The 23,220-nt window shown below is 57.8% G+C and carries 24 protein-coding genes; 14 read left to right on the forward strand and 10 right to left on the reverse strand.

Translation table 11 applies throughout. The features are described 5' to 3' along the window. Positions 1-204: 204 nt before the first annotated feature. Positions 205-558 carry a preprotein translocase subunit SecG gene (gene secG, locus Q0932_RS14670; RefSeq protein WP_299354602.1) on the reverse strand — a complete coding sequence of 118 codons (354 nt, stop codon included), beginning with the start codon at positions 556-558 and terminating at the stop codon, positions 205-207. A gap of 251 nt (positions 559-809) precedes the next feature. On the opposite strand from secG, the gene Q0932_RS14675 reads away from it, so the two are divergent. The 4 genes from Q0932_RS14675 (at position 810) to Q0932_RS14690 (ending at position 3,553) form a co-directional block, all read left to right on the forward strand. After that, complete coding sequence (locus Q0932_RS14675) at positions 810-1,859, forward strand: Hint domain-containing protein (RefSeq protein WP_299354605.1); 1,050 nt, start codon at positions 810-812, stop codon at positions 1,857-1,859. A gap of 91 nt (positions 1,860-1,950) precedes the next feature. After that, a complete protein-coding gene (gene nthA, locus Q0932_RS14680; protein ID WP_299354724.1) occupies positions 1,951-2,571 on the forward strand; it encodes a nitrile hydratase subunit alpha in 621 nt (206 codons plus the stop codon). Continuing rightward, complete coding sequence (gene nthB, locus Q0932_RS14685) at positions 2,568-3,242, forward strand: nitrile hydratase subunit beta (protein WP_299354608.1); 675 nt, start codon at positions 2,568-2,570, stop codon at positions 3,240-3,242. The genes nthA and nthB overlap by 4 nt, the downstream gene beginning before the upstream one ends. After that, on the forward strand, positions 3,239-3,553 hold the full coding sequence (locus tag Q0932_RS14690) for a nitrile hydratase accessory protein (RefSeq protein ID WP_299354611.1): 315 nt from the start codon (positions 3,239-3,241) through the stop codon (positions 3,551-3,553). The genes nthB and Q0932_RS14690 overlap by 4 nt, the downstream gene beginning before the upstream one ends. 24 nt (positions 3,554-3,577) lie before the next feature. Here the strand turns inward: Q0932_RS14690 and Q0932_RS14695 are convergent, their stop codons facing one another. Beyond that, positions 3,578-3,940, reverse strand: a complete 363-nt coding sequence (locus Q0932_RS14695) for a DUF6524 family protein (RefSeq protein WP_299354614.1) — start codon at positions 3,938-3,940, stop codon at positions 3,578-3,580. Between the two features lie 158 nt (positions 3,941-4,098). Here Q0932_RS14695 and Q0932_RS14700 point away from each other — a divergent pair, with 158 nt between their 5' ends. From Q0932_RS14700 to Q0932_RS14715, 4 genes are read left to right on the forward strand one after another with little or no spacing between them, the layout of a single operon-like run. Then, on the forward strand, positions 4,099-5,394 hold the full coding sequence (locus Q0932_RS14700; RefSeq protein ID WP_299354617.1) for an adenylosuccinate synthase: 1,296 nt from the start codon (positions 4,099-4,101) through the stop codon (positions 5,392-5,394). A 10-nt stretch (positions 5,395-5,404) separates the two neighbouring features. Beyond that, the gene (locus tag Q0932_RS14705; RefSeq protein WP_299354620.1) at positions 5,405-5,638 is read left to right on the forward strand and encodes a DUF2842 domain-containing protein; all 234 of its coding nucleotides are present in this window, start codon (positions 5,405-5,407) and stop codon (positions 5,636-5,638) included. Positions 5,639-5,688: 50 nt separating this feature from the next. Next, complete coding sequence (locus tag Q0932_RS14710) at positions 5,689-6,978, forward strand: SDR family oxidoreductase (protein WP_299354623.1); 1,290 nt, start codon at positions 5,689-5,691, stop codon at positions 6,976-6,978. Next, on the forward strand, positions 6,978-7,448 hold the full coding sequence (locus Q0932_RS14715; protein WP_299354626.1) for a DUF2269 domain-containing protein: 471 nt from the start codon (positions 6,978-6,980) through the stop codon (positions 7,446-7,448). The genes Q0932_RS14710 and Q0932_RS14715 overlap by 1 nt, the downstream gene beginning before the upstream one ends. A gap of 69 nt (positions 7,449-7,517) precedes the next feature. Here Q0932_RS14715 and Q0932_RS14720 read toward each other — a convergent pair whose 3' ends face one another. Next, positions 7,518-9,683 (reverse strand): hypothetical protein, encoded by a 2,166-nt coding sequence (locus tag Q0932_RS14720; RefSeq protein ID WP_299354629.1) that lies wholly within the window; start codon positions 9,681-9,683, stop codon positions 7,518-7,520. Positions 9,684-9,827: 144 nt separating this feature from the next. Between Q0932_RS14720 and Q0932_RS14725 the strand changes: the two genes are divergently transcribed. Further along, positions 9,828-10,505: a thiamine diphosphokinase gene (locus Q0932_RS14725; protein ID WP_299354632.1), complete on the forward strand. Its 678-nt coding sequence runs from the start codon at positions 9,828-9,830 to the stop codon at positions 10,503-10,505. Here Q0932_RS14725 and Q0932_RS14730 read toward each other — a convergent pair. The 6 genes from Q0932_RS14730 to Q0932_RS14755 all read right to left on the reverse strand — a co-directional run bounded on the left by Q0932_RS14730 (position 10,462) and on the right by Q0932_RS14755 (position 16,750). Continuing rightward, positions 10,462-11,370, reverse strand: coding sequence for a DMT family transporter (locus Q0932_RS14730; protein WP_299354635.1), 909 nt, complete (start codon positions 11,368-11,370; stop codon positions 10,462-10,464). The genes Q0932_RS14725 and Q0932_RS14730 overlap by 44 nt on opposite strands. A 159-nt stretch (positions 11,371-11,529) precedes the next feature. Further along, positions 11,530-12,285 carry an ABC transporter ATP-binding protein gene (locus Q0932_RS14735; protein WP_299354638.1) on the reverse strand — a complete coding sequence of 252 codons (756 nt, stop codon included), beginning with the start codon at positions 12,283-12,285 and terminating at the stop codon, positions 11,530-11,532. A gap of 11 nt (positions 12,286-12,296) precedes the next feature. After that, the gene (locus Q0932_RS14740; RefSeq protein ID WP_299354641.1) at positions 12,297-13,052 is read right to left on the reverse strand and encodes an ABC transporter ATP-binding protein; all 756 of its coding nucleotides are present in this window, start codon (positions 13,050-13,052) and stop codon (positions 12,297-12,299) included. 12 nt (positions 13,053-13,064) lie between these two features. After that, positions 13,065-14,270, reverse strand: coding sequence for a branched-chain amino acid ABC transporter permease (locus Q0932_RS14745; protein ID WP_299354644.1), 1,206 nt, complete (start codon positions 14,268-14,270; stop codon positions 13,065-13,067). Between the two features lie 4 nt (positions 14,271-14,274). Next, the gene (locus Q0932_RS14750) at positions 14,275-15,297 is read right to left on the reverse strand and encodes a branched-chain amino acid ABC transporter permease (RefSeq protein ID WP_299354647.1); all 1,023 of its coding nucleotides are present in this window, start codon (positions 15,295-15,297) and stop codon (positions 14,275-14,277) included. 103 nt (positions 15,298-15,400) lie between these two features. After that, the gene (locus tag Q0932_RS14755; protein WP_299354650.1) at positions 15,401-16,750 is read right to left on the reverse strand and encodes a substrate-binding protein; all 1,350 of its coding nucleotides are present in this window, start codon (positions 16,748-16,750) and stop codon (positions 15,401-15,403) included. Between the two features lie 215 nt (positions 16,751-16,965). Between Q0932_RS14755 and Q0932_RS14760 the strand changes: the two genes are divergently transcribed. The 5 genes from Q0932_RS14760 to Q0932_RS14780 all read left to right on the forward strand — a co-directional run bounded on the left by Q0932_RS14760 (position 16,966) and on the right by Q0932_RS14780 (position 22,782). Next, positions 16,966-18,264, forward strand: coding sequence for a helix-turn-helix transcriptional regulator (locus Q0932_RS14760; protein ID WP_299354652.1), 1,299 nt, complete (start codon positions 16,966-16,968; stop codon positions 18,262-18,264). 71 nt (positions 18,265-18,335) lie between these two features. Then, the gene (locus tag Q0932_RS14765) at positions 18,336-18,704 is read left to right on the forward strand and encodes a response regulator (RefSeq protein ID WP_299354655.1); all 369 of its coding nucleotides are present in this window, start codon (positions 18,336-18,338) and stop codon (positions 18,702-18,704) included. Next, a complete protein-coding gene (locus tag Q0932_RS14770) occupies positions 18,701-18,967 on the forward strand; it encodes a hypothetical protein (RefSeq protein WP_299354658.1) in 267 nt (88 codons plus the stop codon). Before Q0932_RS14765 ends, Q0932_RS14770 begins: the two co-directional genes overlap by 4 nt. Further along, complete coding sequence (locus Q0932_RS14775; RefSeq protein ID WP_299354661.1) at positions 18,968-21,658, forward strand: ATP-binding protein; 2,691 nt, start codon at positions 18,968-18,970, stop codon at positions 21,656-21,658. It abuts the gene before it with no gap. Between the two features lie 83 nt (positions 21,659-21,741). Beyond that, positions 21,742-22,782 carry a FliM/FliN family flagellar motor switch protein gene (locus Q0932_RS14780; protein WP_299354664.1) on the forward strand — a complete coding sequence of 347 codons (1,041 nt, stop codon included), beginning with the start codon at positions 21,742-21,744 and terminating at the stop codon, positions 22,780-22,782. 4 nt (positions 22,783-22,786) lie between these two features. Here Q0932_RS14780 and Q0932_RS14785 read toward each other — a convergent pair whose 3' ends face one another. Beyond that, positions 22,787-23,212, reverse strand: coding sequence for a TIGR01244 family sulfur transferase (locus Q0932_RS14785; RefSeq protein ID WP_299354667.1), 426 nt, complete (start codon positions 23,210-23,212; stop codon positions 22,787-22,789). Positions 23,213-23,220 lie beyond the last annotated feature (8 nt).

The raw sequence follows: 23,220 nt of genomic DNA on the forward strand, positions 1-23,220 counted from the left end.
CCCCCGTGATTATAGTCTGCTCTTCAGCGTTTTTTTGAGGTGCCCACACGCAACGATTCGCGGCAGAAATTGCGGCAGCATCACGGGACTTACGTCTTATAAGATTCGCAACAATTTGGCAACCGGACCGCAAGATGCTGTTGCGACCTGATTAGTTTTCTCAAATTGTGGTGTGATGGAGCCACAGGGCCCCAGCAGGGTTGATCAGTCGGCGCGTGGAACCAGCGGCGTGTCACCATCGGTTGGTGGCAGCAGGTCAGATCCCTCGGGTTCTGTGGTCTCAGCTGCTGGCGCAGGCGCATCGCCCAAACGATCCAGAACCGAGCTGCCAGCCGAGTTTTGCGCGGCAAGAATGGTCAGCGTGATCGACGTACAGATAAACGCAATGGCCAGGACCCAGGTCAATTTGCCAAGGGCTGTGGCCGCCGAACGACCAGAAACGGCACCACCGCCTCCGCCGCCCATACCCAGACCGCCCCCTTCTGAGCGTTGCAACAGCACAGCGCCGATCAGCGACAGCGCAAGAAGAAGGTGAATGATTAGGACAACGTTTTGCATGAGGACCTGTTGTAACAGCGTTCGGTTGGTTCAGCGCGCTATGTAGGCAGTTTTGTGGCGCGGGGCAAGCGACTTTCGGTGTGAGTGTTACGAGAACGCGACCTGAACGCCGAGATTGGCCAGAAAGCGGCCAGTTAAGAACATATTCAAGCCCTTGTCCTATGCCAATTTCATCGGCAGCGCGAAGCATTTGCGACACAAAAAGACTTTGAAAACCACGACCAGAGACAACCTTAGAGCAGGTTTTAGCAATGGCGATTACAGTTTACGGGGCATTTCGAAATGCCACGACAATGTCGGACAATACGGCGACCTATGCGACGAATGGGGCGACCTTTCAGATTTCCAGCTACAGCACGATCACTTTTGAGGATGGCGCTGATGGAAGCATTATCGACGGGGATAACGCCAGCAATGAATCCCCTAATGATACCACCCAAACCTATTCGGGAAACGCGATCGCATGGGACTGGACAGTTCAGGTCAACGATGGAACCAACAACTATGAAATTGGCGTGCTCGATTATGACGATGATGGCGACGGGTCCTTTGACTATCCGGGTGGAGAGCAAGCCTATTTTCTGGTGTTTTTCGGGGACATTCCACCGCTTAACACAACGCTGACCATTGGTACCATTACTGACAACGGGCCATCTATCGACGTTGACACAGCCGTGCCTTGTTTTGTCGAAGGCACGGAAATCGAAACCCCCAACGGGCCTGTCGCGATTGAAACGCTGCAAGTCGGGGACAAAGTCATGACGCTCGACAACGGACCTCAAGCCATACGCTGGATTGGGTGTCGCGAATTGGGCTTGCGGGAATTGGTGTTAAAACCACGCCTGCACCCCATCCGGATTGTTGCGGACGCATTGGGGCCGGGTATGCCAAGTCGGGACCTGTGTGTTTCGCCCCAGCATCGCATGTTTGTGCGGTCCCCCATCGTCAAACGCATGTTCGGCGTTGATGAAGCACTTATTCCAGCCATCAAACTGGTCGGAATTCCCGGGATCTTTGTGGATCGCATCAGCCAGCCTGTCACGTATCTGCACTTGCTACTTGATAATCACGAAGTGCTGTTTGCCGAGGGCGCGCCTGCGGAAAGCCTTTTGACCGGACCGGAAGCGATGAAAAGCATCGGTGAAGATGCGCGCCAAGAGCTGCGTGACATTTTCCCGGACCTGGATCTGGAACATCATGTGCCAGAGGCGGCGCGGTACATTCCGCAAAAGGGGCGCAAGGTAAAATCCATGGTCGCGCGGATGATCAAGAACGACAAGGATCTGGTCGCAGAGCTTTAAACGGACTGGCCCGAGTTTGGTCTGCCTGAGATTGCGCGAGGTGCATTTCCGCGCTGGACAGACCCGGGCAACCTCTGCCAATCTCGCGGCCATGCCCCATGATCATGACCACGACCACCCGCACACCCTTTTGCCGCCTGAACCTGCCTTGCGAGTTCGTGCGCTGGAAACCATCCTGACCGAGAAGGGGCTGATTGATCCCGCCGCGCTGGATGAGATCATCGAGACCTATCAACACAAGATCGGCCCGCAAAACGGGGCCAAGGTTGTGGCACGGATCTGGTCCGATCCGACCTTTCGGAAGGGCATGCTGGACGAACCAATGCCGCTGTTGGAAGAACTGGAGTTTTATGGCCGTCAGGGCGAGCACATGGTGATCGTTGAGAACACGCCCGAGGTTCACAATGTGGTCGTCTGCACCTTATGCAGTTGTTACCCTTGGCCTTTGCTGGGAATTCCGCCCGGCTGGTACAAATCGGATGCCTATCGGTCTCGTGTGGTGCGGGAACCGCGCAAGGTTCTGGCCGAGTTTGGCGTGGATGTTCCCGATGACAAGAAAGTTCGCGTGTGGGATTCCACCGCCGAAGTCCGTTACTTGGTGGTGCCTGAGCGTCCTGAAGGCACGGAAGGAATGGACGAAGACGCGCTGGCCGCTTTGGTCACGCGCGATTCCATGATCGGCACCGGGCTGGCCCTGAGGCCAGAGGCATGAGCCGCGTACATGATATGGGTGGGCGCTATGGCGACGGCGCGGTGAACCCCGCGGACAACGCAACCTTTGCCCAGGACTGGCATGCGCGCGCCTTGGCGCTGACGCTGGCAGCCGGCGCTTTGGGGCAGTGGAATATCGACGTCTCACGCCATGCCCGCGAAACGCTCAGCCCCAAGGATTACAGCCGGTTTTCCTATTACGAGAAATGGCTCGCCGGGCTGGCCGACATGTTGGTTAATCTTGGCGTGCTCACACGAGAAGAGCTGAAGGCGGGCCATGCAACGGGTGTGTCCGAACTGGCCTCGCGCATTCTCAAAGCGGATGCTGTGGCCGGTGTTCTGGCCAAGGGCAGCCCCTACACCCGCGACGGCGCCCCGAATGCAGAGTTTAAACCCGGAGATCGGGTCAAAACCCGCCGTCCGGCACACAATATCCAGGTGGCAGGCGGGCACACACGGTTGCCGGGCTATGCCTCGGGCTTGATTGGTGAGGTTGTCCTGTTGCACGGCGCTCATGTGCTGCCGGATTCCAACGCGCATGGATTGGGAGAGGCGGCCGAGCCCTTGTATGCCGTGGCGTTTGCCGCCCGCGATGTTTGGGGGGATGAGGCCGGGGCATGGGACGAAGTCGTCCTGGACCTCTGGCAAAGTTATCTGGAGCCCACAGCATGAGCCGCCCGGAGCCCATCTTTGAGGCCCCGTGGCACGCACAGCTCTTTGCTCTCACGGTGCATCTGCACGAAAGAGGGGTTTTTGACTGGCCGCAATGGACAAAAGACTTTGGCGCGACCCTTGCCGAGCATCGTCTGTCCGGGGATTTGAACGGCGGTGACGATTATTTCAACGCCTGGCTGGCCACGCTGGAAAAGGTGCTGGTGTCAAATGACATGGCCCCACCAGCCTCGGTCGCTTCCATGCGGGACGCCTGGGAACAGGCCTACCTTGCAACGCCGCATGGCAAGCCTGTACGCTTGGGCGATTAAGCAAACGTTCGAGAAAGTTGTGATCTAGCTGTCGACATTGTCCATGTCGACCTGTCCCGACAGCATCCGGCGCACAATGGACCAGCTGAGCCCTATGCCCAGAACGATGGAGAGCGCAAGGATCGCGATCCAAGTGTTGACGTCGGGATTTTCCAGATTGAGCATACCCCAGTCATAGAGCACCCAGACCAGTGCCGCGACCACGGCAAGCACAAGGAACATGCCAAATCCGCCGATCGAGCGCAGCGTCGCGCGCAGGTAGATGATGTACCAGATCACAAGCAACAGCCCGAGCAGCACCGCAAATGGTTGTTCTTCTACATAGTTGTCCATTGTCCAGCGGCTATAATTCCACTGGGTTGGATTGTATGTCTGGGCCAACAGCAAAAATGCGAAGACTCATCGTAACGGCAAACTCATCGTACCCTTTTCCTTTGGTTTGCGAAAATTTCACGCTTCTGTCCAGTGCTGCGGCGAATTTGCGGTTTCGCGTCGCAGGTAAGATGGCTAAAAGGACGCGGGTTGACCGCTGAAAAGGAACTGTTATGGCAAACGTCGTCGTCGTAGGCGCCCAATGGGGTGATGAAGGCAAAGGCAAGATCGTGGATTGGCTCAGCGAGCGGGCCGACGTGATCGCCCGGTTCCAGGGCGGGCACAACGCGGGCCACACCCTCGTCATCGACGGCAAGGTCTATAAGCTGCACGCACTGCCCTCGGGTGTTGTACGGGGTGGCAAGCTCTCGGTGATCGGCAATGGCGTGGTTCTGGACCCCTGGCACCTGATCAACGAGATCGAAACAGTTCGCGCGCAAGGCGTTGATATTTCACCCGAAACCCTAATGATTGCCGAGAATACTCCGCTGATCCTGCCGATCCACGGCGAGTTGGATCGCGCCCGCGAAGAGGCCGCCTCAAAAGGCACCAAGATTGGCACAACCGGTCGTGGCATCGGCCCATGTTACGAAGACAAGGTGGGCCGTCGTGCGATCCGAGTTGCGGACCTGGCGGATGAGGCCACGCTTGAGGCGCGTGTGGACCGCGCATTGCAGCACCATGACCCGCTGCGCAAGGGATTGGGAATCGAAGCGGTCGACCGAGACGCGTTGATCGCGCAGTTGAAAGAGATTGCGGCAAAGATTCTGCCTTTTGCCGCCCCTGTTTGGAAAGTGCTCAACGAAAAGCGCAAATCCGGTAAACGGATTCTGTTCGAAGGCGCGCAAGGCGCGTTGCTGGATATCGACTTTGGCACCTATCCTTTCGTGACCTCGTCCAACGTGATTGCAGGGCAGGCGGCAACGGGTGTGGGCATCGGCCCGAACTCGATCGATTTTGTTTTGGGCATCGTCAAGGCCTATACCACCCGTGTGGGCGAAGGCCCGTTCCCGACCGAACTTGAGGATGCGGATGGCCAGCGCCTGGGCGAACGGGGCCATGAGTTTGGCACCACCACCGGGCGCAAACGCCGGTGTGGTTGGTTCGACGCGGCCTTGCTGCGCCAGACTTGCGCCACGTCTGGCGTCAGCGGCATTGCCCTGACCAAGCTGGACGTTCTGGATGGCTTTGAAACTCTGAAAATCTGCGTCGGCTATGACCTTGATGGGGAGCGGTTGGACTATCTGCCAACAGCGGCGGATCAACAGGCACGCTGCACACCGATCTACGAAGAAATTCCAGGGTGGAGTGAATCAACCGAAGGCGCACGCAGCTGGGCAGACTTGCCTGCCAACGCCATCAAATACGTGCGCCGCGTTGAAGAGTTGATCGATTGCCCGGTTGCCCTAGTATCAACCTCGCCAGAACGCGAAGACACGATCCTCGTGACGGACCCCTTCGCAGACTAAGGAGATCGCTGTGGCACTCACATACAAGGCCAGACGGCGCTGGGCACTGGTGATCCTGGTGATCGGCCTGCCCATCTATATTGTCCTCGCGGTGACGTTGGTGAACGTGCTGAACCGTCCCGGATTTCTGGTGGAGCTGTTGATCTATATCGGCCTTGGGATCGCTTGGGTCTTGCCCTTCAAGGGGATCTTCAAAGGCATAGGTCAGCCGGATCCGGATGAAGCCCCACAGGGCGACGAATAAGCAGGAACAATGCGCACCTTCGGGTGCGCATTTTTGTTTGAAAGGGTGTCATGCCAGAGAAAACGGCATTGGTTCTTGGGGCCTCAGGGCTAATCGGCAAGGCCTGTGTCTCGGCCTTGGCCGAGGCAGGGTTCTCGGTAACCGGGGTCAGCCGAACCCGCCCCAAGAGCGTGGTCTGCAATTGGGTTCAGGCGGACCTAACCCGTTTAGACCCAAAGGATTTTCATGATCTTCTGGCCGATACTGAGGTAGTGGTGAATGCGGCAGGTGCTCTGCAAGATGGCGCCGAGGACTCGCTAGAGGCGATCCATGTCGGAATGATCCAAAATCTTGTGACGACATTGGAGGGCCGTGCGACCCGCGTGGTTCAGATCAGCGCGGCGGGCGTGTCCGAAGATGCCGACACCGCGTTTTTTGAAACCAAGGCCCGAGGTGACGCGCATTTGATGCAGCACCACAAATCGTGGGTGGTCCTGCGCCCCGCGTTGGTGATTGGAGCCGAAGCCTACGGTGGCACAGCGCTGTTGCGGGCCTATGCGGGCTTTCCGGGCGTTGAATGGCGCTTGTTCGATGGTGTGACCATCCAAACTGTTGCCCTGACCGACCTCGCCAACGCGGTGGTGCTGGCTGCGACGGGCCAGATAGCCGAAGGCACACTAGCCGACTTGGCCGAAGAAGAGGCCAGGTCGTTTCTAGACGTGTCGCGCCAGATTCGAGACTGGCAGGGGTTTTCCGGCAAGCGGTTGCCTCTGTCCTTGTCTCGATGGGTGCTGCGTCTGACAGGACGGGCCGCCGATGGGTTGGGCTGGCTTGGATGGCGATCTCCGCTACGCAGCACGGCATTAAGTGTCATGCAAAGCGGGATTGCGGCGGACAGGCACAGTTGGCGCTTGGCCGGCGGCCCACCAATGATGGCGCTGGAAGAGACCCTCTCAAAACTGCCGGCCCACAGTCAGGAACGCTGGTTTGCCCGGATGTATCTGCTGTTGCCGCTGAGCATTGCAGTGCTGGCGCTGTTCTGGATTGCTTCGGGTGTGATCGGTGTTTTGCAGTTCACTCAGGCGGCGGATATCCTGACCTCGCGCGGCATGGGCTTTGAGTTGGCCAGCCTGTTGGTTCTGGGGGGCGCCGTGGTGGATGTCGCCCTTGGTATGTTAATCCTGATCCGTCGACGCGCCCGGTTAGCGGCCTTAGGGATGTTGGCGGTCTCGATCGTCTATTTACTCGGAAGTGCGATCTTGGCGCCTGCGCTGTGGCTCGACCCATTGGGGCCAATGGTCAAAGTTCTGCCCGGTATGATCGCCGCCCTGATCCCGGTTTTGTTCCTCGAGGACCGTTGATGGACACCTATACAATTCTGTTGTTCGCGCATCTCGTCGGCGCCTGTGTTTTGCTAGGCACCGGGGCAGGGATCGCGTTTTTCATGGTGATGGCACAGACGGGCCATAACCCGGCCCTCATTGCGCATGTGTCAGGCACGGTGGTGATTGCCGATACGGTTTTCACGGCCACGGCTGCCGTGGCGCAACCGATAACAGGCTGGTTGCTGGCGCGCGAAGTTGGCTGGCCGCTGCTTGAAGGCTGGCTGCTTTGGGCAATCCTGTTGTATCTGGTGGTGGGCGCGTTCTGGTTGCCGGTGGTGTGGATACAGATCCGACTGCGGGATCTCGCAAGGGCCGCGCGAGATGCAGGAGCCGCATTGCCCGAGGCCTACCACCGCCTGTACCGCATCTGGTTTGCCTGTGGGTTCCCGGCTTTTGTCGCAGTTCTTGGTATCTTGTGGCTAATGCTGACCAAGCCCGTCCTTTGAATTGGCTGGTACACAAAGAAAAACAGGGGCCGTGTGGCCCCTGCTTGTTCTCAAATCTGATGTGACGACTTAACCGGCAGCGCGGTCTTCGGGACGAAACCCAATTTCGTCAGACGCCGTGAAACGGCCACCGGAGACTTTGGCAATCTTGTTGTCACGCAACAGTTGGCCAAAGCCACGCAGGCTGTCTTCGCGGCTGTACTCGCCATCGCTCATGCCTTGGGCCATGCGCACGATCATCGGGCGCGAGAAAACGTCCAGCCCCTCGACAAATGTCAGATAGGCGGCGGCTGCTTCCAGAACCTGCGGCAGGCTATGCGCACCAACGGAGTCAGCAAACTCGGCAAAGTCACCGGCACTGTCGCTGACCGGGCTTGCATCCGCGGCCTCGGCACGTTCTGCCGCAGAAACACGACGCGGGCGAACAGGGGCGCGCGGTGTCTCGTTGGCAGGCTCGGCCGTTTCGGCGGCCTGGGGTTCTTCTGGCGTATCCACACGCTGTTCAGCCACCAGTTTCAGCGGAGCCGGGGATTCGCGTGGCGTTTCCGGCGCTTCTGCAACCTGTGGGCGGCGCGGGGTTGCTGCGGCCTCAAGCGGGCTGATCACATTGGCCAGATCATGGCGATAGGCTTCGGTCGCATCGCGGTTCTTGCCCAAATCCGATCCAGCCTTTTGTTCGGCTTTGGTGGCGGCAACCGCGGCGCGCAGATGGGCAATCGCCTGACGACGACGCGACCCTTGCGGCTCTTCCATGTGGGTGTCAGCTTCCTGCATCAGGCGCGACATGTCCGCGTCACTCTGCTGGCTGACCTCTGAGAGGTGCTGGCTGCGCGAAGGGCGCACGGGTTCATCGGGGTCGGCACCAATCGCAATGACCGGCTCGTCATCGTCTTCGTCATCAACCTCGCCGTTCAGCTCGGCTTCGACCTCGGCCAATTCGGCCAACAGTTCGGCCTCTTCTGCATCGCTGAGACTGCTTGGCGCTGCGACATCGGCCATCGCACCACTTTCGTCGTCGAAATCATCTTCGTCGTCTTCGACAGGCTCTGCTTCAAGCAGCCCGTCGTCCAGGGCAGCCTCGAAGTCTGCCTTTTTCATACGGATGACGCGGGCGCGGACGGGCTGAACCGGTTCAGGATCAACATCAGCCTCCACGTCAGCCACAACTTCTTCTACGAGGTCTTCTGCCACGTCTTCTTCGAGATCATCAGTGGCATCGATTGCGGCGGCTGCAGCGGCCATATCGCCGTCAAGCGTCAGGACATCTTCCTCAGGCTCATTCAGCTCAGGCATCATGAGTTCGGCGTGTTCATCTTCGATGTAGTCACCTTCGGAAGGGACATCGCGAGATTTCGACACAACGGCGCGGATGCGCTGCAGTTTGGCCGCGATGCTGTCCGAATCTGTCTCGGTTTCGACCGGGGCAGGTTCATCGGCTTCGGCGGTAAACTCTTCCTCAGCGGCCTCTGTCAGGTCGTCTTCTTGCGCGGTGTCTTCACCGGACGCATCCAGAATGCCCGCGATCAAAGTGTCATCGGCCTCGGTAGTTTCTTCAACGACTTCGGCGTCCTCAACCACGTCGAGAGGTTCTGCATCATCATCAATGGCGACGATTTCAGTGTCAGCTACGTCTTCCGCGTCGACAGTGTCTTCGGCCAGTTCTTCTTCTGCCGCAACCAGGCCGTCCTCTTCGACGTCTGCTTCGGCGATAGCTTCTTCGGCCGCGTCGTCCACAACAGGTTCTTCAACCGCTTCGGCAATCACGTCCTCTGCGGCGTCTTCAACAAGCTCTTCGGCTTCGGCAACCTCGGGCTCTGGCGCGGTGACCGCTTCCAGAACGCTTTCGGTCACATCGACGACCTCTGGCTCGGCTTCGGCCTCGGACGCCTCATCGACAACCGTATCTTCTTGCGAGACCTGGGGCTGTTCTTCGGGTTTTTCTTCGATGGCCGGGGTATCCACTTCGGCCTCGGCCTCAGGGGCGGTCGTCGTCAAGACGATGGCGCCGTGTTCCGTACGTGCCTGAACACGACGTTCCACTTCGCGCTCGGCGATCCGGGCCAGCATTTCTGCGTCAGGGGTGGGAGGCTCCGCGCCAAAGTACCGATCGTCTGCGGCCAGATCGCGGAAATACTCTGCGATTGCCTTCATCGTATCAAACGAGTCGTCGAACCCTTCCAGGGTACAGGAGAACGTCCCGTATGAGACTGTCAAAACCTTGTTATTCGTAACCATTATCGCGGGTCCTTTGCACTACTCAACAGAGTGTTTACCACGGGAGGCAAGACAAAAGCTGACCGATTCTGTGAAAGTCAGCGTATCATTTAGTGGCCAGAATGTGGCGGAAAACCCTTTTGACGGGAAAACGGGGGCTGACAGGTGGGTATTGTTCACGAATTGGAACCAATAACGCTGATTGGCGGCGGATTGGTGCACAATGACGATTTGAGTGCCTGTTTGGACCTTGCGCCACATTTGGTCGCCGCAGATGGCGGGGCATTGACCGCGCTGGATTTAGGACACATGCCCAAGGCCGTCATCGGGGATATGGACTCAAGCCCAGACCTCGTGGCGCGCGGAGTGCCCGCGGCGGCGATCCATCAGATTGCCGAACAAGACAGCACGGATTTTGACAAGGCCCTGCGAAACATCTCGGCGCCTCTGGTGCTGGGCGTTGGGTTCACTGGCAAGCGGGTTGATCACGAACTGGCCTGTTACAATGCCTTGCTGCGCCATGCTGACCGGCGCTGTATTCTGATTGGCAGCGATGATGTGATCTGCCTGTGTCCGCCTTCGCTACCGTTGGATTTGGAGGCGGGAACGCGGGTCTCGCTGTTTCCGCTGGCCACGGTCACTGGCCGATCCAAAGGATTGCAGTGGCCACTGGACGGTAGTGAGTTTGCGCCGAGCGGAATGATTGCAACGTCCAACTGTGCGACTGGAGCCGTGCAGCTGGATTTGGCCGAACCGGGCATGTTGGTGATCCTGCCCAAAGCCTGTCTGGAGATTTTGGTTAAGGCACTTCTGGCGCAGCCCGGCTCATGGTCCGCTCTCTAAGAACCACATACAGGCCCGCGGCGATGGTCACGCAGATTCCGATAGCGGCCAACCCGTTTGGCAGATCTGAGAACAGCAGCCAGCCGATCAGCGTGGCAAATGGAATTTCCAGATACTGCATCGGCGCGAGTGTGGCTGATGGCGCATAGCGCAGAGACCACGTCATCAAAAGATGGGCCAGCGTGCCCAGAACACCAATGAACAACAAGAGTGACGAGGTCGTCAGATCGGTCGAGACCACTTGCAGTTCGGGGATCTCGATGGACTCGCCCACGAATAATAATGGCAGGATGACAACCGTGGCCATTGTCCCGCTGACCGCTTGCAAGCTGATAGGGTCGGTTTGTTTGGCGATCTGGCGGGTAATCAGCATGAACAGTGAGAACACCACAGCGACCACCAACGGCAACAGGGCAGGGGCTCCGACCTCGGCAAAACTGGGTTGGATCACCAAAAGGGTTCCGACAAAGCCAACGACACAGGCCATGATACGACGGCTTCCAACCTCTTCTCCCAGAACCATCTTACCCAAGAGCAACATCAGGAACGGCATCACAAAGGCGATGGCCACGGCGTCGGCCAGGGGCAAGTAGCGAAGCGCGGTAAACATGGCGCCAATCCCGATGATGTGTAATGCGGTGCGCATAACAACCAGCCCCAGCACTCGCCCGCGCATCATCCATGGGCGTCCGGTCAATAGTACGACTGGAAACAGGATCAGGGCCTGAACTGCAAAGCGCACCAGCAATAGCTGGCCTAGTGGTACAGTCTCACCGAGGATTTTGGCCACGGCATCGCCGAGCGGCGCGAGGACGCAAAAGCCAAGCATAAGCATGATGCCAAGTAGGGGACGGTCCTGAGCCATGGTCCGACCCTAGGCTGGAAGAGAATCCGGTGCAATCGCCTTATACGTGCAATTCCCTCACGTCACCGAAAGGCGCAAAAAAACGGGCCGGTTTTTGCAACCGGCCCGCGAGAATTTGGGTTGGACTGAAAATCCGCCAATACTTCCGAAACGTAATCCTCAGATCGCGAGGTATTCGGCGCGCAGTTCCTCGTTGCCGAGAACCTCATCAGCCGAGCCGTCAAAGACGATCCCACCGGTATCAAGGATGACTGCACGATCCGCCAGTTCCAGCGCGCGCACGGCGTTTTGTTCAACGATGATCGTCGTCATGCCCTGTTCCTTGATAAGGCGCAGGGTCTTTTCAATCTCATCAACGATAACCGGGGCGAGACCTTCGTAAGGTTCGTCCAAGAGCAGCACTTTGATGTCGCGCGACAGGGCGCGTGCAATGGACAGCATCTGTTGTTCGCCGCCGGACAGGGTTACACCTTCCTGTTTGCGGCGCTCGCCGAGGCGGGGGAACAGATCGTAGAGGCGTTCGAGGGACCAACCGATCGGCGGAGCAATCTGCGCCAGCTGGATGTTCTCTTCGACCGTCAGGCCCGGAATGATGCAACGATCTTCCGGGACCAAGCCGATGCCAACAGCTGCGGCCTCGTAGCTCTTCATCATGTGCAAGGGCTTGTGGTCCAGCCAGATTTCCCCGTGGGTGACCTGGGGGTCATCCATGCGCGCAATAGAGCGCAGGGTTGACGTCTTGCCAGCACCGTTGCGTCCCAGCAGCGCGAGAATTTCACCCTCGTGCACGTTGAACGAGATGTTCTGCACGATGTAGCTTTCGCCATAGTAGCTTTCCATGTTCCAGACGGACAGGAAGGCTGGGGCGGTTTCCGCGTGGCTGTGGCCTTTGGAGAAGTCGGGTTTAACGTTCATCTGATTTCTCCTTATGCCGACTCACCCAGATACGCTTCGCGCACCTTGGGATGGCCTTTGATGTTTTCCGGATTGTCTTCGACCAGCGGGGTGCCTTGTGCCAGCACGGTGATGCGCTGCGCAAGGCTGAACACAACATGCATGTCGTGTTCGATGATCGCGATTGTGATGTCGCGTTCATCGCTGATCTGTTTCAAGAGATCGATGGTGTTGTTGGTGTCAGCACGTGCCATGCCCGCCGTTGGTTCGTCCAAAAGCAGCAGACGTGGCTCTTGGGCTAGGCACATGCCGATTTCGAGGCGGCGTTTGTCACCGCGAGACATAGAGGCTGCATGCATCTCACGCTTGTCGGCCATATTCATATCGACCAACATCGCCTCGGCTTTTTCCACGATGTCTTTTTCGTCCATCATGTTCTCAATCGCATGCATACGGAACGAACCGTCGCGTTTGGCAAAGCAGGGGATCATCATGTTTTCCATCACCGAGAGATCGCTAAAGATCTCAGGGGTCTGGAACACGCGCGAAATGCCCATCTGGTTGATCTCGTAGGGGGTGCGTCCCAAGACCGACTGACCGTCAAACATGACGCTTCCGGTATCGGGGATGAGCTTGCCCACGAGGCAGTTCAGCAGGGTGGATTTGCCAGCCCCGTTTGGGCCGATGATCGCGTGAACGCTGTTTTCCTTAACGCTCAGGTTGACGTCGCCCAGGGCCTGCAGGCCGCCGAACCGTTTGCCAACGTCTTTGACTTCAAGAATACCCATCAGTCAGTCTCCTTATTCAGCAGGTTCGGTTTTGGGGCCGGCATCGGAGTCTTCCGATTTGCCGCGGTTCTTGATCCATTTGCCAATGCGTTGGCCACCTTCGACCAGACCACCGGGCAGGAAGATCACAACCAGCATAAAGAGAATGCCGAGAGTGAGGTGCCAGCCTTTGCCCACGAAGGGGTGGATGATGAAGACCACAAAGTCTTCCAAGCCATCCGGCAGGAACGCGAACCACTGATGCAGAACCGCATCGTTGATCTTCGAGAAAATGTTCTCAAAGTACTTGATAAAGCCTGCGCCCAGAACCGGACCGATCAAGGTGCCGGTGCCACCAAGGATGGTCATCAGAACAACCTCACCCGACGCTGTCCACTGCATGCGCTCAGCGCCTGCAAGCGGGTCCATTGCAGCCATCAGGCCACCGGCCAAACCAGCATAGGCCCCCGAGATCACAAACGCCGCGAGCGTATAGGGACGAGGGTTAAGGCCTGTGTAGTTCAGACGCGTCTGGTTCGATTTGATTGCACGCAGCATCATGCCGAAAGGTGAGCGGAAGATGCGGATGGCGAGGTAGAACACGGCCAACATGACAACGGCACATAGGTAGTAGCCTGTGTTGAAGTCAAACGCCCAAGGGCCGACATTCATGGTGTAGGTGCTGTTCATGTATAGCCCGAACAGATGCGGGAAGTCCTGCATGCCTTCAGGGTGGAACATTTGCGGGTCATTTGGATAGACCTGCAGGCCGGTTTCACCGTTGGTCAGGTTGAACTTGGGGTTTGACAGAACAGAGTAGGCCAGCGCGAACATCATCTGAGCAAATGCCAGTGTCAGGATCGAAAAGTAGATCCCTGAGCGCCGCAGGCTGACATAGCCCATCAGCACCGAGAACACCGCTGCAACGATCACGGCCAGCAAGATGGCGGGCACTACGTTGTAAGTGAAGAGCTTAAAGATCCACACCGCGGCGTAAGAGCCCACACCCAGAAAGGCTGCGTGACCAAAGGACAGGTAGCCCGTCAGGCCAAACAGGATGTTAAAGCCGATGGCGAAAATCCCGAAGATCACAAAGCGCTGCATCAGATCCGGATACCCGGCGTTGAACTGCGCCATCGCGCTGTCTGTCGGGAAGGGGTTGAGGAAGAAGGGTGCAAACATGGTCAGCACCGCAACAGCGATCAAAAGTGTCATGTCTTTCTTGTTTAGTCCAAGCATAGTCTTATTCCTCCATCACGCCTTTGCGACCCATCAGCCCGCGTGGACGGGTGAGAAGCACGATGATGGCGACAAGGTAGATGATAATCTGGTTGATGCCGGGGATGGTCGTTGTCGCCCAGGTGGTTGAGGCGAAGCTTTCCAGAATACCCAGCATAAATCCTGCCAGAACGGCGCCGGGCAACGAGCCCATGCCACCGACCACAACAACCACAAAACTCAGAACCAGAAAGTCCATGCCCATGTGGTAATTTGGCGGATTAATCGGCGCGTACATGACGCCTGCCAATCCCGCCACGGCGGCGGCTATGGCAAACATGATCGTAAAGCGGCGGTCGATGTTGATGCCCAAAAGGCCCACGGTTTCGCGGTCGGCCATACCGGCACGAACTACCATGCCAAAGGTCGTGAACTGCAGGAAGGCAAACACACCAAAAATGACGAGCGCAGCGAAGCAGAAGTAGACAATCCGCCAAACCGGATAAGCCAGCTCCAGGCCGAACCAGGCACCCAGATTGGCCACGCCCGAAAGTGCATCGGGGGCCGGGGTTTGGATCGGGTTCGCACCAAAGTAATATTTGACGATTTCCTGAAGCACGATGGCCAGGCCAAAAGTCACAAGGATCTGGTCGGCATGCTCACGCTTATAGAAGTGCTTGATCAGGCCGCGTTCCATGATCAGACCAACAAGCATCATGATCGGAATCGCGAGCAGAATGGCCAAGGGTGTTGACCAGTCGATGATGGACGCGCCGATTTCTGGTCCGAACCAGCTTTCAACATAAGGTGTTTCGACCTTCAGCGGGTTGCCGAGAAAGTCTTTCTCAGTTTCGCTGACTGTCTGATAGCTCAGGCTGAGAAAGCGCTGCAGAGTGACGGCGCAGAAAGCACCGATCATGAACAGCGCGCCGTGGGCAAAGTTAACAACCCCCAGCGTACCGAAAATGAGTGTAAGCCCAAGCGCAATCAGCGCATAGGCAGAGCCCTTGTCGAGCCCGTTCAGAATCTGAAGGAGGATCGCGTCCATAATTCCCACCTGTGACGTTTAAATGGCGCGGTCGGGGATCACTCCCTCGACGATCGCGGTGCCGACCGCGCAAGGGCGCGATCGGCAGATTGGTTTGTCGGTATTAACCGGCGTTGCAAGTACCCAGCGACGCTTCGTCACCACCAAACATTGGGTGGTTCGGAGCATAGGTAACTTGCTCGGCAGGTGTGACCTCGACGATTTCCAGGGTGTCGTATTGGTTGGTTGGGTTCTCTGCACCCTTCACAACCAGAACGTCCTTGAAGCACTGGTGGTCGTCTGCGCGATACATCGTTTTACCGTTGCCCAGGCCGTCGAATTCGAAGCCTTCGAGGGCTTCTGCAACACCACATGGGTTAAACGTACCGGCACGCTCACAAGCATCTGCATAAAGCAGGGTCTGTGCATAGCAGGTCTGCGCCGAGTTGGACGGCGGCTTGCCGTACTTCTCACCGAACGACTTCACGAACTGCTTGGAACCTTCGTTCTGAAGCTGCCAGTTGTAGTTCATCGAGCCGAACACGCCTTTGATGTTCTCGCCCGCACCAGCGGCCATCAGTTCAGAATAAAGAGGAACAACGATTTTGAAGTCTTTGTTGTTCACGACTTTTTCCATCATGCCGAACTGGATCGCGTTGGTCAGCGAGTTCACCATGTTACCACCGTAGTGGTTCAGAACCAGAACGTCGGCGCCCGAGTTCAGAACTGGCGCGATGTAGGACGAGAAGTCCGTCGATGCCAGCGGTGTCAGTACGTTGTTGACGGTTTCCCAGCCCATGGCTTCGGTCGCTGCTGCGATCGATTCCTGCTGCGACCAACCCCATGTGTAGTCAGCGGTCAGGTGATAGGCACGACGATCTGCACCCAGTTCCTTTTCAAGGATAGGGGCCAGCGCGGCGGCGGACATATAGGCGTTAAAGAAGTGGCGGAAGCCATTTGCTTTACGGTCCTTACCGGTGGTGTCGTTCGAGTGGGTCAGGCCAGCCATGAAGATCACGCCTGCCTCTTGGCAGAGACCCTGAACCGCGATGGCAACGCCCGAGGACGAACCGCCGTTGATCATGATAGCGCCGTCTTTTTCGATCATCGACTTGGCCGATGCGCGGGCAGCGTCTGATTTGGTCTGCGTGTCGCCTGTGACGAACTCAACCTTCTTACCCAGGATGCCGTTACCCTTGAGAGCTTTCGACGTAAAGGTGTTCAGGCAGCCGCCGTCGCCTTCGCCGTTCAGGTGCTCAACGGCCAGCTGTTGGGCCAGAAGTTCATCATTGCCTTCGTCAGCATACGGACCCGTCTGGGGTACGTTGAAGCCCAGAGTCACGCTCGAACCGGTTGGCTCGTTTGTGTAAGCAGCTGCGGACGACGCCGTGAAAATGGTGGGCAGTGCAACGCCAGCGCCTGCAACTGCGCCGGTCTTAAGCACGCCGCGACGTGTCATAGTGGTTTTGGACATGTAATCCTCCCGTTTGGTAAAAATGACGCGGGCTCCTCCTCCACGCCAAAAGGCACATTTGTGCAAATTCATTATCGGGGAGAGACAGAAAACTTCGCAACAACTGCTTTCAAAGTAACAATTTTTTTGTAAAGTAATCCACAATACCACGGCATGCGTTGTAAAGAAATTATTCTGCAACGCGGAAAGCCATTGAAAAGCACGAGGAAAACCACATGTCCCGCGACACTTTGACTGGCAGTCGTATCCGCGAGCGTCGTGCAATGGCTGGGATGCGACAGTCGGATTTGGCCCGGCAGGTTGGAATATCGGCATCTTACCTTAATTTGATTGAGCACAACCGCCGCAGAATCGGCGGGAAACTGCTTGTCGATATTGCGGGCGTGCTTGGTGTGGAACCTTCCTTGCTAAGCGAAGGTGCCGAGGCCGCCTTGATTTCCACCCTGCGCGAGGCCGCAGCGGATGCTGGCACGGTGCAGCCCGAACTGGACCGTATTGACGAGTTTGCCGGGCGATTTCCGGGCTGGGCCGAATTGATCGCTGAAGATCACCGCCGAATTGCAACACTTGAACGCACGGCAGCCACGCTGACCGATCGCCTGACCCATGACCCACATCTGGCCACGTCGATGCACGAGATGCTGACTATGGTGACAGCAATCCGTTCGACCGCCGGTATTCTGGCCGATACCAAGGAAATTGAACCAGAGTGGCGCAACCGGTTTCACCGCAACATCAACGAAGACAGCCAGCGGCTTGCGGAAAGCTCTCAGCGGTTGGTCGAATATCTTGACGGGGCAGGGGATGCGGATGCCGCGTTGTCTTCGCCGATGGAAGAGGTCGAACTGATGCTGGCGGCACATGACTATCGCTTTCCGCAGCTTGAGGAAGAAAGCGACGACATCGAGGCCTTTGTTGCGGAGCAACCGCAGTTGACAACCCAGGCGTCGCGGGTTTCAGCCTCGGGTGTGCTTAAGCAGTTGCGCTCCGACGCCCGCAAAATGCCGCGCGATGATGTTGCCGCCTGTTTGCAAGAGAACGGGCTGGATCTGCAGGCGCTTGCCCGGAAGTTCCGTGTTGAGATGGCCGTGGTGTTCCGCAGGGTCGCAATTCTCTCCAATGATCTGTTGCCCGATCCGGTTGGCCTTGTGATGTGTGACACATCGGGCACCCTGATGCTGCGCAAACCGGTTGAGGGCTTTCCGGTGCCGCGGTTCTCAGCAGCCTGTCCCAAGTGGCCGCTGTTTCAGGCTCTGACACGCCCAATGCACCCAATTCAGCGGCGTGTGACGGTTACGGGCCGTGAGGCGCGCCAGTTCGAATGCTATGCCATCGCCGAGGCCGTCGGGGCAGTTGGCTTTAACGAAGACCCGCTTTACCGGGCCCTTATGCTTGTCGTGCCAGCCGCAAGTACGGTTGAGAACGCGCGCGAGGTTGGATCAACCTGCCGCGTCTGCCCCAGCGAGAATTGCGCGGGGCGACGCGAGCCCTCAATCCTCGTCGACGGGATTTAGCTTGGAATCTCCCGGCAGACAGATAAGATCACTAAAACGCGATATATACGCGTTCGGGGAGGGATAACCGGATGGGGAAACGAGTTCTTCTCATTGAGGATGAGCCGAATATTATCGAGGCGATCAGTTTTATTCTGTCGCGCGACGGCTGGAGTGTGGCGACACATTCTAATGGGCATGACGCGGTGGACGTGGTGCTCGACGATCCACCGGACCTGTTGATTTTGGACGTGATGCTTCCGGGCAAGAGCGGATATGACATTCTGAAAGAACTGCGCGAGACCAACGGAGCGGCATCGTTGCCGGTGCTGATGCTGACCGCGCGCGGCCAGACAAAAGACCGCGAGATGGCCGAACGCGCCGGAGCCAGCCGCTTTATGACCAAACCCTTTTCCAATGCTGAGGTGCTCGAAGCTGTGCGCGAGCTTGTCGTGTCGTGAACGAGAGGCGCACGCCACTGTTTCTTGAGCGGCAAAGCTATCGCCGCCGCCGTCTGATTGACATGGTTCGCATGCTGCCGGTGATCGGGGCGCTGTTATGGGCTGTACCGCTTTTGTGGAAAAGCGGGCCTGACAGTGACATCTCGACCTCGGTTGCGATTATCTATCTGTTTGGTGTGTGGCTGGGCATGGTGTTGCTCAGCGCGGTTTTAGCCCGTTTGTTGAAGTCGGCCGACGAACACCCCCAGGAAAGCGACGACTAAATGGCGACGCTGAATATTCTGGTTTCGGTCTGTCTGATCTATGTGACGTTTTTGTTCGCCATTGCGTTTGCAGCGGAACGTGCAGCGCGGCAGGGGCATGGGGGCTGGCTACGGTCGCCGCTTGTTTACACACTGTCCCTGTCTATCTATTGCACCGCCTGGACCTTTTACGGCGCGGTTGGATATGCCGCGCGCTCGGGTCTCGAGTACTTGACGATCTATATCGGCCCTTCCTTGGTGATGGTTGGGTGGTGGTGGATCCTCCGCAAGCTGGTCCGCATCGGACGCAGCCAGCGGGTGACCTCGATCGCGGATCTGATCTCATCGCGTTATGGCAAATCGAACCTTTTGGCGGTTGGGGTCACGATCCTCGCCGTGATTGGTACGACACCCTATATTGCTCTGCAACTTCAGTCGGTTACGCTTAGCTTTTCGGTTTTTAGCGAAAGCCATGTGCCGCCGACGGAGTTGCTGGATCAGGATTCCACTGCGCTGTGGGTGGCCATGGGGCTGGCATTGTTCACCATTCTGTTCGGCACCCGCAACCTTGATGTCAACGAACGCCACCATGGTGTCGTGATCGCCATCGCGGTGGAAGCTATCGTCAAGCTTTTTGCCCTCTTGGCAGTGGGTGCCTTTGTTGTATGGGGCGTTGGTGGCGGGTTGGCGGAAACCCTGCAACGGATCGACGCCTCGGAAATTGGCAAATGGGAAATGCGCGGGGACCGTTGGGCGTCGTTGATTTTCCTGTCAGCCGCGGCCTTTCTCTGCCTGCCAAGGATGTTTCAGGTGATGGTCGTTGAGAATGACCGCGAGAGCCATTTACGCACCGCATCCTGGGCTTTTCCGGCCTACCTGATGGTCATGAGCCTGTTCGTGGTGCCGATTGCGGTCGTGGGTTTGGACCTGTTGCCCAAAGGATCAAACCCTGACCTTTTCGTGCTGACACTGCCTTTGGCCACGGGCAACGAAGGCCTCGCGATGTTGTCGTTCCTCGGAGGCTTTTCTTCAGCCACGTCGATGGTGATCGTTGCTGCGCTGGCCCTGTCGACGATGGTTTCAAACCACATTGTGATGCCGATCTGGCTGTCAGCAACCGGGGGCGGGGCCAAGATTTCAGGCGACGTGCGCAACGTCGTAATCCTGTCACGCCGAATTTCCATCGCGGGCGTTGTCGCGCTGGGGTACCTCTATTTCCGTCTGTCGGGCGGTGGGACGGCGCTGGCCTCTATCGGCTTGATCTCCTTTGCGGGTGTTGCGCAGTTCTTGCCAGTGCTTTTGGGCGGACTGTTCTGGCGCGGCGCCACGCGGATCGGCGCCTTTGTCGGGCTGACGGTCGGGTTTGTGGTCTGGGCCTATGCGCTTTTGTTGCCCAGCTTTGGAAGCGGCGCGTTGATTTCCGAGGCCGTGATGCTGAATGGCCCGTTTGGGATCAGCTGGCTTCGTCCCCAGGCGTTTTTTGGTATTGAGGGAATGGACCCGTTGGTACATGCCATTGTTTGGTCTATGTCTCTGAATACGCTCACATTCTTTGTTGCATCCCTTATTGGGTTCCCGTCACCTTTGGAGCGGCTGCAGGGCGCTCAATTCGTCAATGTTTACGAACATTCGCGTCGACCGCAGGGGTGGAGCGGGAGTGCTGCGCAAAGCGAAGATCTGATGATCATGGCGCAGCGAATTCTGGGGGCGCGTGAAGCGCAGACGTTGTTTGAACGCGAAGCCGGACGACAGGGTGTTACCGGCTTTCTGCCTGAGCCTAGTCCGGATTTCCTGCAGGTTCTTGAGCGCGAGCTGTCAGGCTCGGTTGGTGCGGCGACGGCACACGCGATGATTGGACAGATTGTCGGGGGCGCCTCGGTTTCGGTCGAAGACCTGATGGCTGTGGCGGATGAAACCGCGCAGATGATGGAGTATTCGAACCAGCTGGAAACCAAATCCGAAGAACAGGCCCGCACCGCACGCCAACTGCGACAGGCAAATGAAAAGCTGACGCAAATATCGGTTCAAAAAGACGCCTTTCTTGGGCAGGTCAGCCACGAGTTGCGCACGCCTATGACGTCGATCCGTGCATTCTCGGAAATCCTGCGCGACAGCAACAAGCTGAGTGCCGAAGAAAAGGTGAAATACTCGTCGATCATTCATGACGAAGCGATCCGACTGACACGGCTTTTGGATGATTTGCTGGACCTGAGCGTGCTGGAAAACGGACAGGTTAATCTGAACATGCAGCGCGGGATGCTGATGGATGTTCTGGATCACGCGGTGTCTTCGGCGCTGACTGGCAGCACCGGAAAACCGTTGATCGTTCGGCGTCAACGCAGTCAGGAAATGGTTCCACTCAACTCTGACCTGGATCGCCTCAGTCAGGTCTTTATCAATCTGATTGGCAACGCGCAAAAATATTGCGTGGCGGATGCCCCGGAACTGGCCATTTCGGTGGGCATCAACAATGGCGAGCTGGTCATTGATTTCATCGACAATGGGGTTGGCATCAGCAAAGACGACCAAGCTGTGATATTTGAAAAATTCGCGCGTGTCGGCTCGATGAAAGCCGGTGGAGCCGGGCTGGGCCTGGCTATTTGTCGCGAGATCATGGCGCGTTTGGAAGGCTCGGTCAGCTATCTGCCGGGACAGGGCGGCGCCGCATTCCGGGTTATCCTGCCTGTTTCGCAAGCGGCGGCGGCTGAATAACACTGCTGGAAAGGGTCTGGTAACCAGTTTGCCCTAGCCTGAGCGCTGACCGGCACTCACGCACGGATAGGCGGCAGGGATTGATGGCCAGCGATATTGAAAGCTCTGTCCTGCGCAGGATGACAACAGAAGCGCGCGCGCCAAATCGCGTGCCATCTGTCGCGGCAACGTTGCAACTGGCCTGTGCGCAGGCTGCCGACAAGGCGCTGTCGTTACCGATGGAGGTCACGGGGGCGGAATGCAGTTATCTGCCCCATGATGAGGTTAAAGAGGTTTTGCCGGAACGCGCGCTTTTTGCTGTGTTGGAGGGGCCTGCGCCGGGCTTTCTGGCGGTGACGCTGCCCATCGTTGGAGGCATTGTCGAGAATCAAACCATTGGCCGCATCTTTTCAACGCAGTCAACTGACCGAGAGGCAACCCGTGTGGATGCGGCCTTGATTGCCCCTTTTGTGGATGTTGCCCTGGCCCGGTTTGGGGCCAGTTTGTGCGATGCAGGCATGACCTCTTGGGGGCAGGGCGTTGGATTTGGCGCAATGGTTCCGGATCGCCGATCGCTGATGCTGACCCTGCCGGTCAGTGGTTACCATGTTTTTGTCCAAGAGCTGGACATCGGGACAGGACAGCGCGCGGGGCAATTGATCTTTGGCTTTGGCGATGTCCCGCAAGAGTGTCTGGCAGATCAAGTAACTGACAAGAGCGATGTTTCCGGGGCCACGGTACGCGCTGGTGTTCTGGCGTCTCCGGCGCAATTAGAGGCCGTTATTGCACGACTTGCTCTGCCACTTAGCCAGCTGCAATCTCTGAACCCCGGCGACACATTGCCGATTCCGCCCGACAGTCTGAGAAATGCGGGGCTTGAGGCGGTGGGCGGCGACAGTGCGATACTAGTGGCGCTCGGGCAGTTGAACGGGTTTCGGGCTGTACGGATCAAGGGCAATTCGCCCCCGCCCATCGACACCACAGAGTCCCATCTGATTGAGACTACCCCGAGCTCAGACATTGCTGAGGCCGTCACGCTGGGGCCACCGGATGACAGTGAACCGCCCGGATCGCCAACACCGCCCGAGGGCTTGGACGAATTGCTTGCAGAAGTGGAGATGGGGGACGTTTTGAAGCCCGTCTAGCGGCCTAACCCTGCGCGATCATCTCAAGACGAGGGCGCAAGGCAGAAAGGTCATAGCCTGCCTCGGCAGCGGCCTGAAGAACGCCATCCGTCCCCAAATCTGCGACATGTCCAAGCGTCCAAACCACAGTTGAGCGCGTGCCAGAGGCACAATAGGCCAGAACCTTACCCGCTGACGTCTCAAGCGTGTCGCGCTGCAAGGCCGCGCGATCCGGGGTCATGGTGTCATGGGTCAAGGGGTTCACCACAAAGGTCAGCCCGGCGGCTTCTACGGCGGCACCTATCGCCGCAGCCTGATGGCTGGGGGGAACTTCCGGGTCTGGGCGGTTGCAGATCACATGGGTAAAGCCTGCATCGGCCAGGGTCGCCGCATCCTCGGGAGAGATTTGCGGCGAAACGAAATAGCGGGGGGTCACTTGACGAAGTTGCATGGGGTCTC

It is taken from the genome of uncultured Shimia sp., from assembly GCF_947498095.1.
GTDB lineage: Bacteria > Pseudomonadota > Alphaproteobacteria > Rhodobacterales > Rhodobacteraceae > Shimia.

Excerpts from the sequence above, each read along its gene's own strand:
- secG (WP_299354602.1), bottom strand. The coding sequence starts at position 558 with ATGCAAAACGTTGTCCTAATCATTCACCTTCTTCTTGCGCTGTCGCTG.
- Q0932_RS14675 (WP_299354605.1), top strand. The coding sequence starts at position 810 with ATGGCGATTACAGTTTACGGGGCATTTCGAAATGCCACGACAATGTCG.
- nthA (WP_299354724.1), top strand. The coding sequence starts at position 1,951 with ATGCCCCATGATCATGACCACGACCACCCGCACACCCTTTTGCCGCCT.
- nthB (WP_299354608.1), top strand. The coding sequence starts at position 2,568 with ATGAGCCGCGTACATGATATGGGTGGGCGCTATGGCGACGGCGCGGTG.
- Q0932_RS14690 (WP_299354611.1), top strand. The coding sequence starts at position 3,239 with ATGAGCCGCCCGGAGCCCATCTTTGAGGCCCCGTGGCACGCACAGCTC.
- Q0932_RS14700 (WP_299354617.1), top strand. The coding sequence starts at position 4,099 with ATGGCAAACGTCGTCGTCGTAGGCGCCCAATGGGGTGATGAAGGCAAA.
- Q0932_RS14710 (WP_299354623.1), top strand. The coding sequence starts at position 5,689 with ATGCCAGAGAAAACGGCATTGGTTCTTGGGGCCTCAGGGCTAATCGGC.
- Q0932_RS14715 (WP_299354626.1), top strand. The coding sequence starts at position 6,978 with ATGGACACCTATACAATTCTGTTGTTCGCGCATCTCGTCGGCGCCTGT.
- Q0932_RS14720 (WP_299354629.1), bottom strand. The coding sequence starts at position 9,683 with ATGGTTACGAATAACAAGGTTTTGACAGTCTCATACGGGACGTTCTCC.
- Q0932_RS14730 (WP_299354635.1), bottom strand. The coding sequence starts at position 11,370 with ATGGCTCAGGACCGTCCCCTACTTGGCATCATGCTTATGCTTGGCTTT.
- Q0932_RS14735 (WP_299354638.1), bottom strand. The coding sequence starts at position 12,285 with ATGAACGTTAAACCCGACTTCTCCAAAGGCCACAGCCACGCGGAAACC.
- Q0932_RS14740 (WP_299354641.1), bottom strand. The coding sequence starts at position 13,052 with ATGGGTATTCTTGAAGTCAAAGACGTTGGCAAACGGTTCGGCGGCCTG.
- Q0932_RS14745 (WP_299354644.1), bottom strand. The coding sequence starts at position 14,270 with ATGCTTGGACTAAACAAGAAAGACATGACACTTTTGATCGCTGTTGCG.
- Q0932_RS14750 (WP_299354647.1), bottom strand. The coding sequence starts at position 15,297 with ATGGACGCGATCCTCCTTCAGATTCTGAACGGGCTCGACAAGGGCTCT.
- Q0932_RS14755 (WP_299354650.1), bottom strand. The coding sequence starts at position 16,750 with ATGTCCAAAACCACTATGACACGTCGCGGCGTGCTTAAGACCGGCGCA.
- Q0932_RS14760 (WP_299354652.1), top strand. The coding sequence starts at position 16,966 with ATGTCCCGCGACACTTTGACTGGCAGTCGTATCCGCGAGCGTCGTGCA.
- Q0932_RS14765 (WP_299354655.1), top strand. The coding sequence starts at position 18,336 with ATGGGGAAACGAGTTCTTCTCATTGAGGATGAGCCGAATATTATCGAG.
- Q0932_RS14775 (WP_299354661.1), top strand. The coding sequence starts at position 18,968 with ATGGCGACGCTGAATATTCTGGTTTCGGTCTGTCTGATCTATGTGACG.
- Q0932_RS14780 (WP_299354664.1), top strand. The coding sequence starts at position 21,742 with ATGGCCAGCGATATTGAAAGCTCTGTCCTGCGCAGGATGACAACAGAA.
- Q0932_RS14785 (WP_299354667.1), bottom strand. The coding sequence starts at position 23,212 with ATGCAACTTCGTCAAGTGACCCCCCGCTATTTCGTTTCGCCGCAAATC.